The following is a 14566-nucleotide window of genomic DNA, read 5'->3' as shown; positions in this document are numbered from 1 at the left end:
ACAATTGGAGCGACATCAGCCAAACGTGCCAACTCTGCTGCAAATCGCGAATAAGAAGACGCTACTGATTTTCTATTTTCAATCCCGGAATTCGGATTTGGAATTGAAGAAATAGACTTATAAATTACCCCGAAATCGAACTTGGTGCCTCATTCCTGCCCCACGACCAAATGACGCCGGCGAGGTAAGTAAGCGCCGCCTTCAAGTTCCCGAATATAGGCCACCAGCTTTTCGCGTACCTCATTATGCAAATACCATGAAGTCAAAGCTGTTGTGCCGGATACCCATACCCATAAAATCGCCACTTCTTCAGTTAACTCGACCACCTCAACCTCGGGTGGCTGTTCTGTTGAACGGGGGTCCGCCTCGACAATCTCTTCGACTTTTTGCCTGATCTTTTCGACATCAATCCTATAATCGACAGGAATTTTCACGATGCGGCGCACCTCTTCTCCATCCTTTGACCAGTTCTCGAAAGGCCGGGATAGAAAATCACTATGAGGAACGATGAGGCGGGTTTCGGTGAGCGTTCGAAGTACCGTGTGAGCAAATGAAATATCTTCAACAGTGGCCCACTGGTCATCATATACGACAACATCGCCAATACGGACGGGGTCTGTCAGGGCAATCTGCAAGCCTGATACCATATTTCCAAGCAATGGGCGGGCTGCGATCGCAACCAGAACACCCAAAGCACCCGCTGAAGCCAGCACAGAAATTCCAAAGGACTCAAAAATTTCAACCCGCAGCAGAATGTAACCGATACTTAAAAGTGCCACGGCCACTAAAGCCAGTCTGCGCACCACATACATTGTTGTCTTAAAACGCCGGTTTTCCGGATCATCGACACCCAGCGGCACAACATATTTCTGGCTTAAGGCGAGGCTTAAAGTTGAAGATAATTGAACAACCAGCCATGCCCCAGCGACCAGCCCGATAGCTTCTGATGCTATATCCAGCCATGAAGCGACGGGGCCCGTTAATATCACAAATTCTGTCAGGCAGATACGAAACAGCAAGGCCGTTATTATTGTTGCAAACGGGATTGTAATTCTTCTTGCCGTGCTCCAATATCGCAATGGCAATTTGCGGATAATAGCGCGCACGATATATGCGAGTGAAAACCAGAAAAGCAACGCCAGCAATAAGAGGATCGCCGCAGCCGTCCACTCCAGAACGGACGGTTTTCCGAGCATATCGACACGGTCGCGAAGTGGATACCAACGGCTAAGGAAATCGTGCTCCGTCTCACCATAAAGATCAGGCACTCTTTTGACCGCAAACGGAGAGAACAGCCATACGGCCTCACTGTCAGGCGACATAAAACGTTGAAGACTTATAGGCACAGGCCGTCCGTCCACATTGACAACACCGAGCTCAACAGACCGTCGGCTGTAAGGACTTGATGATTGCTGTAAGCCTGGAAGCACCCGCGCATCTGGCTGATCGGGTAGATCATCCCAGACGATCAAGTCATGACGCCGCAAAATAAACGCCATCTGCAACGCAAGTTCCGGTGCCCGCTTGGCTTGCTCTTCAACTGGAATTGCATTCAAATTTAATGCGCGGCCAGCTCTTAAAAAATCATCCTGGCGCACCGCATCAAGAAATGTTTCGATGGTAGCTCTGGGCGTATCGAGCCGCAAAGGCGAGGTAACGGCGGGCAACCCCTCATTGATTGTCTTTTCCTCGAACGCAAATGTGTTGGCACCACTTTCACCATCTTGCCCCTGCGCTGGTAATAGGGCGAAGGAACTGAGCAGCATGCAGACGCAAATGATTAATCTGCACGCCTGAATTAACATCTTCATAGCTGTCATTAGCCTTATCCTTGATGGGATGTTACAACGAAGCCTACCAACTTTGCCAAAAAATCACGCAGCGGAGGCAGCGTATTTTTAGCTACCGGAATTGAAGAACTAAAATTTCTCTACAAGCGACTTTAAAATTTAAACCAGATGGTATTTTGAAATGTAGGGCACTTTAGTCAAAAATCTAAATTCAAAAGATATCGTCGGTATCGGCAGTATAGTTTCCTTCCTGTTTCCTACCAAAAGCCTACCGCTGCTCGGCAAAAAATCCCTAGCCTCCTCAATTTTAAATCTGTGTATTTCAACGATCCCGGGCAGCAGCATACAGATAATCTTGTTATGCATCGGGTCTATCTTGCGCTCAGCAGATATTCCGTTTTCAAATCAGTATATGAGGTCGCGTAGAAGTGCAGGTCGCAGTTGAAATGGGGAACTTGAAAGATGGAACCCCGGCCAACCTTGATATTGAGGAACTGCTGGCGACCCGTCTTTTGGTGCAGGGTAATTCCGGTTCGGGGAAGTCCCATCTGCTACGACGTTTGCTTGAGCAGTCCTCTCAATGGGTGCAGCAGGTGGTCATCGATCCAGAAGGCGACTTTGTGACATTGTCGGAAAAATACGGCCATCTGGTTGTAGAAGGAGATCGCACCGAAGGCGAACTTGCTGGCATTGCCAGCCGTATTCGGCGGCACCGTGTATCATGTGTTCTCTCGCTTGAGGGACTGGACGTTGAAGAACAAATGCGCTCTGCGGCGACTTTTCTCAACACCCTGTTCGATGCCGAACATGACTATTGGTATCCCGTTCTTGTCGTTGTCGATGAAGCTCAATTATTTGCCCCTTCGGTAGGCGGCGAAGTCTCCGAAGGCACACGAAAAATGTCATTGGGGGCAATGACAAATCTGATGTGCCGGGGCCGTAAACGCGGGTTGGCAGGTGTTATTGCGACGCAGCGTCTGGCAAAGCTTGCCAAAAATGTTGCAGCGGAGGCTTCCAACTTTTTAATGGGGCGTACATTTCTTGATATTGATATGGCGCGTGCGGCTGATCTTCTGGGCATGGACCGGCGTCAGGCAGAAATGTTTCGCGATCTAAAACGGGGAAATTTTGTCGGGCTTGGTCCAGCCTTGTCCCGCCGGCCGAGACCAATCGCAATTGGCAAGGTGGAAACACAGGCGCGCTCATCCAGCCCCAAATTAATGCCGATGCCTGAGGCCACCGAAAATGTGGAAGATCTGATTTTCACACCGGATCCGGAAGAGTTCAAACAGCTTCCTCAACAACGCACACGACCCGCGCCCCGACCAAAAACAGATATTTTGGCCGAGCTGTCCCGAGCCACTCCGCTCAGCGATGCTCCTCTGCCAAGGAATGATCATTCAAGTACCCCTGAAATGTCTGCAGAAGAGCGCGAAGCCAATGTCTCCAGCGTTCTGGAGGAAATACTGTCCGACCCGCAGTCGGGCTACCGTACAGACTCAGCGCTTTATCAGGATTTTCTGGTTCGGCTTCGTATGCGCCGCCTGTCCGGCTCGCCAATGGCGCTGAGCGAGTTTCGTCGCCGCGCTGCCATTGCACGTTCCGGAGTAGACGCCGACACACAAGACACCGAAGCCTGGGGAACTGCGCTTACCATGTCCTCTTTGGTGACAGATGATCTAAAAGCTGTTTTTTTGATGCTCGCCTATGCTGCAGTCAAGAATGCTCCCTGCCCTTCCGATGAGCGAATTGCCCGCGCTTATGGCACCTATTCGGCGCGGCGTGCGCGTAGGCTGCTGGACTATTTAGAAGAGCAAGGTTTAATCATAATCCATGCTGACCAGTCGGGTAAACGTATTGTCGGCATTCCCGAACTTGGTTCGGAAACAGCGCCAGGGTCTCCTGATGCCCCAGATGCGGCTTCGCCAAGCGCTGAAGCCGCCGAATAGCAATGTTTGGATGAAAGCGTTGCCTGAACACCTTCATCAAATGCTAAAGTTGTGTGCGCTCTCAGAGTCCAAAAAACTATTGTACTCGATTGCAAACGTAACAAGTCAATCTAAGCGGCTAGGTGTTCAAACAGCCTTGCAACGGCTTCCGCACCGGGATCGACATGCCCCTCAAGTTGCTGCGCATTGATATACGCTGCGCGGCCCGCTTTTGCCTGAAGAATACTGGCCGTGTGGTCGGCGCCTTTTCGTGCGGCCTCAGCGGCATCAGCCAACCCTGTTTCCAGTGCATCCAAAGCCGGAGCCAGTGCGTCGACCATTGTCCGGTCACCCAATTGCGCTCCGCCGATTTCCTGCATTCTTGCCAATCCGAGTTTTAAAGCTTCCCGCATCGGCAAACCGCTTGATGCGCCGTCACCGGCAGCAGCAAAGAAAATGGCCAACAGTACGCCGGAGGAACCGCCCATAGTCTGCGTTAATTCAAGACCAATAGCACGGTAGAGCTGTGTGTGATCAGCCAGAGGCAGTCGGTCCATCGCGTCAATTAATGCGCGCGAAGCTCCCGCCAAGGTCGAACCTGTATCACCATCGCCGGTTTTGGCATCAAGTGCATTCAAATCATCCTCTGAGGCGATGAGAACTTCGCAGCAGCCGCTTAAAAAGGCTTCCGTTTCATCATGCTTGGATGGAAGTGGTGTAATAGCGGTGAGACCATCACTGAGCGGTTTGATCTCAATATTAGCAAGCTTACCAACACCAGGCCACGCGGATAAAGATGTCGGCTGCATAAGTAGAGCCAGTTCATCACTATTTGCCGGATAGAGCGAGACAGAAAACCCGCGCATATCAAGCGCCGTCATCATTGATGCTGGGCCAACGACATGGGAAATGTTTGAACCAAAATCAGATGTCGCAAGCTCTTTCAAAATAATCGACATTTCTAGAACCGAAGCACCGCCCAGATTATTTACGAGTGCCACATGAGGTCCGGCTTTCATTGCAACCTTTAATTTTGCGGCAATGGCTGCAAAGGCATCTTTTGCCGAACTGAACGGAATTTGTTCCACGCCAGCCTCGCCGTGAATACCGAGCCCCAATTCGGCCATGCCCTCGGGTATACGGTTTTCTTTCGGTGATCCGGGAACAGTGCATGTATCAAGAGACATGCCAATGGAATGCGTACCGCCAATTACTTTTTTTGCTGCCTTTGCAACAGTTGCAAGATCCGCTCCGTTTTCTGCTAAAGCTCCGGCGATTTTATGAACAAAAAGCGTGCCTGCAACACCCCGCGCCTGCGGCAAGTACGGTAGCGCGACATCGTCATCAACGATCACCATTTCGACATTAAGCCCAAAAGCCCTTGCGCGCTCTGCAGCCAGTCCAAAATTTAAACGGTCTCCTGTGTAGTTTTTCACCACCAGCAGGCAGCCCGCAGAGCCGGTGACTGCCATAATACCGGCCAGAACAGCATCAACGCTCGGGGAAGCAAACACATCGCCGCAAACGGCTGCCGTCAACATGCCTTCACCGACAAAGCCGGCATGAGCCGGCTCGTGGCCAGACCCGCCACCGGAAACAATGGCAACCTTGGATTTATCCCAATCATTACGCACGACAACACGAATGTGAGGGTACCCATCCAGACGGGCGAGCTTGCCACCGGAAGCGGCTAACACGCCATCAATGGCATCCGTTACGATGTCTTCTTTCTTATTGATAAACTGCGTCATATCTTTCCCCTTACGCAATACGTGCGCCGTCAGCGTCAAAGAAGAACGGCTTATGTGGTCTAATTTTAACTGTCTCGCCGCGTTGCAGAGAGGTGTGGGCGTTGGTCACTGTGATCAAATCCTGTTCCTTAAATTTAAGATGCAGCCTTGTTTGATCCCCCAGATGCTCAACACGTGTGACAAAACTTTCTTCACCGGTACCTTGGCTGATTTGCTCAGGACGAAGACCAATTGATTTCGCGCCATCCGGTACCGGCCCCTTAAATAAATCAGCGGGAAGAATGTTTATCCGCGGTTGTCCGAGGCGGCTTGCCGCATAAATACTCACCGGGTTTTCATAAATTTCCCGTGGTGAGCCAAACTGCACAAGTTTGCCATGATCCAACACGCCGACATGTGTGGCCATAGTCATCGCTTCGATCTGATCATGGGTCACATAAAGAAGCGTTTGTCCAAAATTGGCTTGAATATTTTTTAGCTCAATTCTCAAATCAGCACGCAGTTTAGCGTCCAAAGAACTCAGCGGCTCATCCATTAAATAAATACTGGGAGACCTCACCAGTGCTCTGCCAATTGAAACGCGTTGCATTTCACCACCGGAAAGAGCCGTCGCTTTATTATCAAGCTTGTGTGCAATTTGCAGAACACGCGATACAGCCTCAACCTTCTCGTCGATCATGCTTTGGGGTGTTTTCAGAATTGGAGATTTTAGAGGAAATTCCAAATTTTGCCGCACAGTCATGTGCGGGTAGAGAGAATATTGCTGGAAAACCATCGCAACATCACGCTGTGCCGGTGTCAGTCCAATCATCGGTTGATCACCGATAAAAATTTCACCTGCATCCGGCGTATCAAGTCCCGACACCATTCTGAGCGTTGTCGTTTTACCGGCACCGGTCGGCCCCAGAAGAATGACAAATGATCCGTCATCAATCGTCATTGATACGTTATCAAGTGCAACCACATCACCGAACGTCTTGGTTACCTGGTCCAGAATAACTTTAGCCATGCTGAAGCACCCCCTCATTTGCTTGAGACGGCAAGGCAAGCCCGCTTTCACCCTCAAAAATGCTCAATGTTCTGGCATCAAAAGCCAAACCGATGGTCTCGCCGGTCTTGATGAGTTTTGTTGATTCCGTCCGCGCTTTAATCGTTCCGTTCGCGGTCTCTAAAGTCACAAGCTGATTGGTGCCCAGATATTCGGTCGCGACAACGCGGCCCTTATAATTCGACTTATCGGAGAAATGGATATGCTCGGGCCTGACACCTAGCGATATCTCTCCTTCAGCGCCCGTTTTCAGCACCGGAATTTCGATCTCAATATCATTCAGCTTAATCGACTTGTCACCGGCAGCAACTTTGCCTTTGAAGTCCAGAAAATTCATCGGCGGCGACCCTATGAATTGGGCGACAAATTTGGTCGCGGGCCAATTGTAAATGTCCTGAGGTTTTCCGAATTGTTCAACAACACCGTGGTTCATGACCACAATTTTGTCGCCCATTTGCATGGCCTCCAACTGGTCATGCGTAACATAGACAGTTGTTGCACCCATGCGATCGTGCAATGCCCGCAATTCCTCCGACATATGCTCCCGAAACTCGGCATCCAGCGCGCCCAGCGGCTCGTCCATAAGGAATGCTTTTGGCTCTCTAACAATAGCCCGACCCAGCGCCACACGCTGCCTGTCACCGCCAGATAGCCCCCCAACAGACATGCCGAGGATATTTTCAATTCCGAGAATACGGGCCACTTCCAGAACCCGTTTATTCGTATCTGCTTTCGACATTCCCTGGCTGCGCAAAGGATAGGCCATATTCTGCCCAACCTTCATATGCGGATAGAGAGCAAACATTTGAAAAACGAATGCGATATCGCGTTCAGAAGCAGGCTTCATGCCCACCTCTTCACCATCAATATAGATTTCGCCACTTGTTGGTAGCTCAAGTCCAGCCATCATACGCAGCGTCGTTGTCTTGCCACACCCTGATGGTCCCAAAAGCATGAAGAACTCGCCATCCTCAATTGTAAAACTGGAGGACTGGACAGCAGTGAAAGTGCCAAATTCTTTGCGCACATTTTTAATATCTATCTGTGCCATGGGTTACTCCGGGAAATGGCTGACGATGATAAACATCACGGTGCCAATCAGGGTGACAACGAAGGAGTATGTGAAGAGCGACAGCACAAATGGTTGCATCAACATGATCACTCCCAAAGCGATGAGTATAGAGGCAAGCATTTCCCAAGCACCGCGCCTGAAGTGCAGTAGTCCATTGATAAATCCGGTCATTTGCGAACAGCTCCAAATGTGATGCCACGCAGCAGATGCTTGCGGAGTAGAATTGTGAACACCATGACCGGCACCAGGAAGATGGTTGCACCGGCCGCAACAGCAGGCCAGTCTTGCCCTCCAACGCCGATGATCGTCGGAATAAACGGCGGCGCAGTCTGTGCGGTACCTGAGGTCAAAAGAACCGCGAGGGCATATTCATTCCACGCAAAAATCAGGCAAAAGATTGCGGTAGAGGCAATACCGGTAGTAGCTTGCGGTAGAACAACTTTGTAAAATGCCTGAAACCTCGTGTAGCCATCAATGAGAGCGGCTTCCTCATATTCAACCGGAATCTCGTCTATAAATCCATTGATCAACCACACTGATAAGGACAAATTGATTGCTGTGTAGAGCAGGATCATACCGGCATGCGTATCGCTCAACCCCAAGTTCCGAAACATCAGAAAGATTGGAACAGCCACGGCAATCGGGGGCATCATTCGTGTAGACAGAATGAAGAAAAGCAAATCATCTTTCAAAGGAACCCTGAAACGCGAAAACGCATAGGCGGCCATTGTTCCCAGAAGAATCGCAAAAAACGTCGACCCAAATCCGATGATAACCGAGTTAAAGAAACGCTCGCTGTATCGCGACGCGCCGACAATTGTATTTCCTTTTTCACGTACGAGCTGTTCATACCAAGGCAAGTCTTCGCGCGGTTCTGCCCGAAGGTCTTCACCCATCCGGGTCTGGGTCGTGAAGAGATTTACATAGCCTTCAACAGTTGGTTGGAAGACCACCTTCGGCGGGTATGCAATTGAATCTGCCGACGATTTAAAACCGGTCGCAATAATCCAAAGTAAAGGTATTAATGTGATAAGGGCGTAGCCGACAACAAGACTTCCCGCGATCCATTTTTGCCGTCGTGACGGCTCCGTAACTGAAAAACTCATCGTGCTTTCACCTTGTTAAGTGCTTTCACGTAGATCGATGCCAAACCAAAGACTGTTACGAATAGAATGACGGCATAAGCAGATGAGAAACCGGTGCGCCACTTCTCGAATGCTTCGCGCTTTAAATCGATTGACGTCAAAGTTGTTGTATTGCCCGGTCCGCCACCTGTGAGCTGGACGACCAAATCGAACATTTTGAAATTTTCGATACCGCGGAAAAGTACCGCCAACATCAAAAACGGAAGAATCATCGGAATTGTAATTGTCCAGAATTGCCGCCATTTGCTTGCTCTGTCGCACTCAGCCGCCTCATAAATGCTATCCGGAATAGAACGCAGGCCGGCAAGGCAGATCAACATGACAAAAGGCGTCCACATCCATGTGTCGACAATAATGATCGCCCAAGGTGCCAAGTCGACACTTGCAATCATTGAGAAGCTCGATGGATCAGCACCGGTGAAAAAACTGACCACATAATTGAACAATCCAATCTGCGGCTGGTAAAGAAAGGTCCAGAAATTCCCTACAACGGCGGGCGATAGCATCATCGGAAATACGATGATGGTTGTCCATAAATCATTGCCGCGGAATTTCTTGTTTATGAGATAGGCTAGCGTAAAGCCAATGAGCACCTGAATGACGATTGTCCAAATCAGGAAATGGGCGGTTGCCTGCATGGTTGCCCAAGTGCCCTCATCACTGAGGATACGCTCATAATTGCGCAACCCAACAAAGCTCACGTCGCGGTTCGGCCTGTTCACCGCATAATTGGTGAAGCTCAAATATATCGTCCAAATCAATGGAAAAATATTGATAGCAAGCAAAATGATGATCGTTGGGGCAACAAAAATCCAAGCGATTGCCCGATCTGACAGGCCCTTGATCTGTTTTGCTACAGGTGGAGGGGTAGCCCGCGCGGCGCGGTCCATTACAGAAGTGCTCATGGAAATCTCTTAGTTTTACCCCCGAAGTGAAGAGCAGAGTTTAAACTCCGCTCTCCAAGTCCACTTGGGAGGATTGTGAGGACTGGTTACTTCTTGCCTTCGTCTTCGAAGATTTCATTCCAATCTTCAACGAGACCATCAAGCGCTTCCTTTGCAGTACCCTGTCCGGCTACCACATAGTTATGGACGCGCTCTTGGGTCGCCAGCAATAAAGATGCATAGGCAGGCTCAGCCCAGAAGTCTTTAACGATAGCCATAGAATCGAGGAACGTTTGTGCAAAAGGCTGGCTGTCCGCAAAGCCAGGTGCCTCAACAACCGAACGCATCGCCGATGCGCCGCCAACGTCCCACCACTTTTGCTGAACCTCCTCTTGAGCAAACCACTTGATGTATTCCAGTGCCGCATCTTTACTGTCGGAATTGGCAACAACGGAGATACCCTGACCGCCAAGCTGCGCGAACTGGCCTGCCGGACCGGCTGGATTAGCAAAGTAACCGGACTTACCGCCGCCCACATTCGGATCGGCTTCAACGCCCGGCCAAATAAATGCAAAGTTCATCTGCATGGCAACCTGACCCGATTTGTAGGCATCGATATTTGCAGACATGTAGGCATCTGACGCACCGGGAGGCGTCGCGGTTTCATAAAGCTTCTTGTAAAGCTCCAGACCCTGAATTGCCCCTTCAGAATTTACAAAACCTTCGAGCTCATATGGCTTGTCCGGATTGTCATATTGGAAGCCATAATTATACAAAACGTTGGTGACACCCATTGTGATGCCTTCCGAACCGCGTTCGGTATAAATGGCTGCGCCATAGACAGTCTTGCCGTCAATTTCGCGTCCTTGGAAAAACTCTCCAACTTCCTGAAGCTCTTCTAGAGTTGCAGGAACGGCTAGATCACGGCCATATTTTTCTTTGAACTCTTGAGCAATTTCAGGACGCTCGAACCAGTCTTTGCGATAAGTCCAACCAACGACATCCGCATAGGCTGGAAGCGCATAGTAGTTCGGCGTATTCTTTGGCCACTCAGCATAGCCTGTTACGGTAGCGGGTAGGAAATCGTCCATCTTGATTCCCTCTTTCTCGAAGAAATCATTCAATTTCACAAATTGACCATTTTCTGCCGCGCCGCCGATCCATTGGCTGTCACCGATAAGCAGATCACACAGCTTACCGCCGGAGTTAAGTTCGTTGAGCATGCGGTCGGCAAAATTTGGCCATGGAACAAACTCAAAACTCATCTTATGACCCGACTGCGCTTCAAACTCCTTGCTAAGCTCAACCAGAGCATTGGCAGGATCCCACGCGGCCCAGCATAGTGTCAGCTCATCCGCTGAAGCGGTAGAAGCACTGGAAAACACCGCACCTGAGGCAACAACACTCATAACTGCAACGGAATTCAGTAATTTGGATTTCATAATTGAATCCTCCCTTAAGGTGTTTCGGCGCGAGCCAAAACGTTTCAATAAAATGAGCGTTTTTGTTTGAGGTTAGAGCCTCAGCAACATTCTAGAACACTCCCCAAGCCGGCAATTAACAAATGACTTCCTCCACATTTGTAATTCTGGCGTGAACTTCTTTATAATTGAGGTACCTACCTCAATGCAAGTCAAAATTGAGGCAGGAACCTCATTTTTCTTGATTCTGAATGAAAACTGTTGGAAAACAGGCACTAATAAGCCGAAAGAAATAAGGAGCATTTTGTGGCGGCAGCAACAACAAAAGACCTGGCAGCTGCTGCCGGCGTAAGTCTGGCAACGGTGGACCGGGTTCTGAACAACCGGCCGAACGTCAGCGAGAAAACAAAAGCCAAGGTGAAAGATGCTATCGAGAAAACGGGCTTTGTTCGTAATCTCGCAGCGGTCAACCTTTTGCGTAACAGGCCTTACCGGTTTCGCTTTATACTGCCGGCAAATGGCGACGAATATCTCAGCGAACTTTTGTGCGAAGTTGAACACACGGGCAAAGTTCTTAAAAACGACATGACTGAAGTCGAGACCGTGCAGTTAGACATGGCCGATCCCATAGCGGTCGCCAACTACCTTTCAGGACTTGAAACCAGCGACTTGGAAGGCGTCGCGGTCATGGCACCGGAATCGCCACCCGTCCGCGATGCTATTGCACGGCTGCATGAACGCGGGCTGCATGTTGTTCAGTTCCTGTCCGGCCAGGAAAAACTGGATGACATTGATTTTGTTGGCGTCAACAATCTGGCAGCCGGCTCCACTGCGGCGAAGATAGTTGGCAAGTTTTGCGGGGGCAGAAAAGGTTCAATTATGGTCGTGGCTGAAACAATGCAAGCCATGGACAGTATTGAGCGGCGCCTTGGCTTCGATAGAACCATTGCCAGAAGCTTTGCCGGGCTGCGCCCGCTCCCGTCGCTCGAAACGTATGGTAACGCACCAAGAGCTGAGAAAATAATCGCCAACCAGCTACAGCACAACGCTGATATTATTGCGGTTTATGTTCTATCGTCCGAGGCGCGCCTGCCAATTAAAGTTTTGCAGAAAATGAGCAATCTCAAAGAACTCGTTGTTGTTGCGCATGAACGCACACCGTTCAGCGAAGCCGCATTGGTATCAGATGAGATCGATGCAATCATTGCACAAAATCCGGGTCATGCTGTTCGGAGCGCACTGCGTATTCTAAGAGCGCGCAGCGAGGCAAGAGAACCTATCGCAGCGCAAGAGAACATTCGGATTGAAATCCTTCTGAGCGAGAACCTATAGATCAAGACAGCGGGCATCAGGTACCACAACCAAACGGAAAATGATGCGTCCAACACGGTTATTTCAACACATGTTTTTCCAAATAGTCTGCCGCCTGCTCGCCCTTTAATGAACGGGACCAAAGCTGATTGGTAACCGATTGATACAGTTCTGTTGCGTCCGGTGCGGAACTGATTGTAGCAACACCTAAGCGGATATTGGCAAAGACACCCAACCTGTAAGGGCTAACAGCGACAGACTTCTTAGCCGCCTGCTTGAAAAGCTGAAGGCTTGATCCGGGCATTGAGTCCAGAACAACACCAAGCTGAACGCCAATTGGCTGGTTACGCAGCAAGCTGACCATGTTCTCAATTTCAACGCGCGCAACTTCTCGCCGCTTTTCCATGTCCACACCCGACGGGCTGTGCACACCAACAAATCCCAAACGAAGAAATTGTGTCAATTCGGCCGCCGATATCAAGCTGATCACATTAGGGGTTCGCTTATTGTAGCTGGCCTTTCGCGCATGCAAAACATTGATAAGCGTATCGACATCGCGAAGCGCCTGCTCATAATTGTCAATGTTAGTCGGGATGCTTTCTCTTAGAATTTCCGGCAAAAACTCATCGTACAAATCGGTTGTAAGAAGATAGGATACCGGGCCAAACAGCACGGTAATCTGATCAACATTCTCTTCCAGCTGCCGCATACGTTCGAAAAAGCTTATCGCCGATGCGATATATTCAACGCCGGCCCCCAACAACGAGGCTATAGACACATCAAGCAGATCAGCGATCTTCACCAGCGTATCGATTTTTGCCGGATGCCCCGCCTCGTAACGATAAATTGCTGCTCTTGATACACCTGAACGATTGGCCAACTGCTCCGGAGTAAGCCCGGCTCCCAAACGGAAAGCCTTCATACGCGCGCCAATTTCTTCAACAGATATGCCGTGATTCATTTACCGGAACCTTTAACCTATTGTTTGAAGCCACCCCAAAGCCGTGCTGGAATTAAGCTAGAATCCTCTCATAGTAGTCTCAAAAATAACGGTTATGCAATCATATTCTCATTTTTGAGATTATTATTGACTTTGCGACGCATCTCTCATACCGTCGCGTCCTTCAGCGCAATGTAACAGGGAGACTAAAATGAGAGCGTTAGGGAAAATCACAAAATTAACACGGAGAGCTTTGCTGATTGGCACGGCTGTCACGCTGACAGCTTCAGCAGGATGGGCAGCAGAATTTACAGCAAAAATCGGACACCTTGAATCCGATCAGCAATCTAGGCACGTTCACTTGGCCAAGGTCGCCGAACTGGTCAAAGAACGCACAGATGGAGCGGTTGAATTCCAAATTTTCCCCTCAGGTCAACTTGGTAGCCAACGTGAAATGACCGAAGGCGTGCAGCTTGGGACATTGGAAGGCACAGTATCTCCGGCCGCTTTTTTAGGTGGTTTTAATCCGGCAGTATCTATTCTCGACATTCCGTTTCTTCTTCCTGCAGATCCTGAAGACGCACAAAAATTGCGCGAAAGTGCATTTGGAGAAGAACTCTTGGAATCTTTCTCGTCAAAAGGTGTTGTCGGCATCGCACTATGGCCCAACGGCTTGAAAAACTTCACATCGAACAAACCGCTTGATGATTTGGAAGCGTTCAAGGGTCAAAAATTCCGCACAATGGATTCCAAAATCCTTATTGAGCAGTTTGATGCTCTTGGTGCTTCTGCCATCGCTTTGCCGTTTGGTGAACTTTACACATCTCTTCAAACTGGTGTTGTTGACGGTCAGGAAAACCCGCTCGACACTATTCAACGGATGAAGTTCGATGAGGTGCAGAAATACCTTGTGGTTTCTGAACACGGCGCCATGGAAGACGTCGTTATGTTCAATCCAGCTTGGTGGGACAGTCTTACTGATGAGTATCGCACAATTATCACAGACACTTTCAATGAAGTAGTGCCGGAACTCAGGGACCACAAAGCAAAAGCGGTCGAAGAAGCTCTTTCAGCCATTAAAGAAGGCGACATTAATGTTCGCGTCGCTTCAGACGAAGAAAAAGCCGCCCTTCGTGAAATGACTTACGAAAAAGCGAAACAAGCCTATATCGACCGCGCCGGTGAAGCGGGCGAAGCTCTGATTGCTACATATGAAAAAGCATATTCAGAACTCAAATAACGCTGGCTGACACATGTGGAAGCGGCTCTTTCAGGC

Annotated in this window: 11 protein-coding genes and 2 pseudogenes; 3 read left to right on the top strand and 10 right to left on the bottom strand. The window is 49.6% G+C overall.

All coding sequences use genetic code 11. The features are described 5' to 3' along the window. Positions 1-149 precede the first annotated feature (149 nt). Positions 150-1766, bottom strand: coding sequence for a mechanosensitive ion channel family protein (locus SU32_RS14940; RefSeq protein ID WP_054000184.1), 1617 nt, complete (start codon positions 1764-1766; stop codon positions 150-152). A 452-nt stretch (positions 1767-2218) separates the two neighbouring features. Between SU32_RS14940 and SU32_RS14930 the strand changes: the two genes are divergently transcribed. Next, positions 2219-3739, top strand: coding sequence for an ATP-binding protein (locus SU32_RS14930; protein WP_054000182.1), 1521 nt, complete (start codon positions 2219-2221; stop codon positions 3737-3739). Between the two features lie 110 nt (positions 3740-3849). Here the strand turns inward: SU32_RS14930 and SU32_RS14925 are convergent, their stop codons facing one another. The 8 genes and pseudogenes from SU32_RS14925 to SU32_RS14895 form a co-directional block, all read right to left on the bottom strand. Beyond that, positions 3850-5469: a dihydroxyacetone kinase subunit DhaK gene (locus tag SU32_RS14925; protein WP_054000181.1), complete on the bottom strand. Its 1620-nt coding sequence runs from the start codon at positions 5467-5469 to the stop codon at positions 3850-3852. A gap of 10 nt (positions 5470-5479) precedes the next feature. After that, entirely contained in the window at positions 5480-6478 is a 999-nt protein-coding gene (locus tag SU32_RS14920) for an ABC transporter ATP-binding protein (protein ID WP_054000180.1), read from the bottom strand. After that, positions 6471-7568: an ABC transporter ATP-binding protein gene (locus tag SU32_RS14915; protein WP_054000179.1), complete on the bottom strand. Its 1098-nt coding sequence runs from the start codon at positions 7566-7568 to the stop codon at positions 6471-6473. The genes SU32_RS14920 and SU32_RS14915 overlap by 8 nt, the downstream gene beginning before the upstream one ends. A gap of 3 nt (positions 7569-7571) precedes the next feature. Next, positions 7572-7760, bottom strand: coding sequence for a hypothetical protein (locus SU32_RS14910; protein ID WP_054000178.1), 189 nt, complete (start codon positions 7758-7760; stop codon positions 7572-7574). After that, positions 7757-8380: pseudogene (locus tag SU32_RS14905) on the bottom strand (carbohydrate ABC transporter permease); the annotation flags it as partial. The pseudogene SU32_RS14905 and the gene SU32_RS14910, both read right to left, overlap by 4 nt. Positions 8381-8484: 104 nt before the next feature. Continuing rightward, a pseudogene (locus SU32_RS17685) lies at positions 8485-8695 on the bottom strand (carbohydrate ABC transporter permease); the annotation flags it as partial. Next, complete coding sequence (locus SU32_RS14900; RefSeq protein ID WP_054000176.1) at positions 8692-9639, bottom strand: carbohydrate ABC transporter permease; 948 nt, start codon at positions 9637-9639, stop codon at positions 8692-8694. The pseudogene SU32_RS17685 and the gene SU32_RS14900, both read right to left, overlap by 4 nt. Positions 9640-9725: 86 nt before the next feature. After that, positions 9726-11060 carry an ABC transporter substrate-binding protein gene (locus tag SU32_RS14895; RefSeq protein WP_054000175.1) on the bottom strand — a complete coding sequence of 445 codons (1335 nt, stop codon included), beginning with the start codon at positions 11058-11060 and terminating at the stop codon, positions 9726-9728. A 285-nt stretch (positions 11061-11345) separates the two neighbouring features. Between SU32_RS14895 and SU32_RS14890 the strand changes: the two genes are divergently transcribed. Beyond that, positions 11346-12371, top strand: coding sequence for a LacI family DNA-binding transcriptional regulator (locus tag SU32_RS14890; RefSeq protein WP_245625553.1), 1026 nt, complete (start codon positions 11346-11348; stop codon positions 12369-12371). Between the two features lie 58 nt (positions 12372-12429). Here SU32_RS14890 and SU32_RS14885 read toward each other — a convergent pair whose 3' ends face one another. Continuing rightward, positions 12430-13311 (bottom strand): helix-turn-helix domain-containing protein, encoded by an 882-nt coding sequence (locus tag SU32_RS14885; RefSeq protein ID WP_054000174.1) that lies wholly within the window; start codon positions 13309-13311, stop codon positions 12430-12432. 190 nt (positions 13312-13501) lie between these two features. Between SU32_RS14885 and SU32_RS14880 the strand changes: the two genes are divergently transcribed. Further along, entirely contained in the window at positions 13502-14530 is a 1029-nt protein-coding gene (locus SU32_RS14880; protein WP_054000173.1) for a TRAP transporter substrate-binding protein, read from the top strand. The last annotated feature ends 36 nt before the right edge of the window (positions 14531-14566 follow it).

It is taken from the genome of Ahrensia marina (assembly GCF_001293565.1).
GTDB classification, from domain to species: Bacteria; Pseudomonadota; Alphaproteobacteria; order Rhizobiales; family Rhizobiaceae; genus Ahrensia; species Ahrensia marina.
The sequence above is the reverse complement of the archived record's forward strand: the minus strand, read 5'-3'. Positions and strand labels throughout refer to the sequence as shown.

Coding starts and splice junctions, on each gene's coding strand:
- SU32_RS14940 (WP_054000184.1), bottom strand. CDS start 1,766: ATGCTGCTCAGTTCCTTCGCCCTATTACCAGCGCAGGGGCAAGATGGT.
- SU32_RS14910 (WP_054000178.1), bottom strand. CDS start 7,760: ATGACCGGATTTATCAATGGACTACTGCACTTCAGGCGCGGTGCTTGG.
- SU32_RS14925 (WP_054000181.1), bottom strand. CDS start 5,469: ATGACGCAGTTTATCAATAAGAAAGAAGACATCGTAACGGATGCCATT.
- SU32_RS14880 (WP_054000173.1), top strand. CDS start 13,502: ATGAGAGCGTTAGGGAAAATCACAAAATTAACACGGAGAGCTTTGCTG.
- SU32_RS14920 (WP_054000180.1), bottom strand. CDS start 6,478: ATGGCTAAAGTTATTCTGGACCAGGTAACCAAGACGTTCGGTGATGTG.
- SU32_RS14885 (WP_054000174.1), bottom strand. CDS start 13,311: ATGAATCACGGCATATCTGTTGAAGAAATTGGCGCGCGTATGAAGGCT.
- SU32_RS14900 (WP_054000176.1), bottom strand. CDS start 9,639: ATGAGCACTTCTGTAATGGACCGCGCCGCGCGGGCTACCCCTCCACCT.
- SU32_RS14895 (WP_054000175.1), bottom strand. CDS start 11,060: ATGAAATCCAAATTACTGAATTCCGTTGCAGTTATGAGTGTTGTTGCC.
- SU32_RS14915 (WP_054000179.1), bottom strand. CDS start 7,568: ATGGCACAGATAGATATTAAAAATGTGCGCAAAGAATTTGGCACTTTC.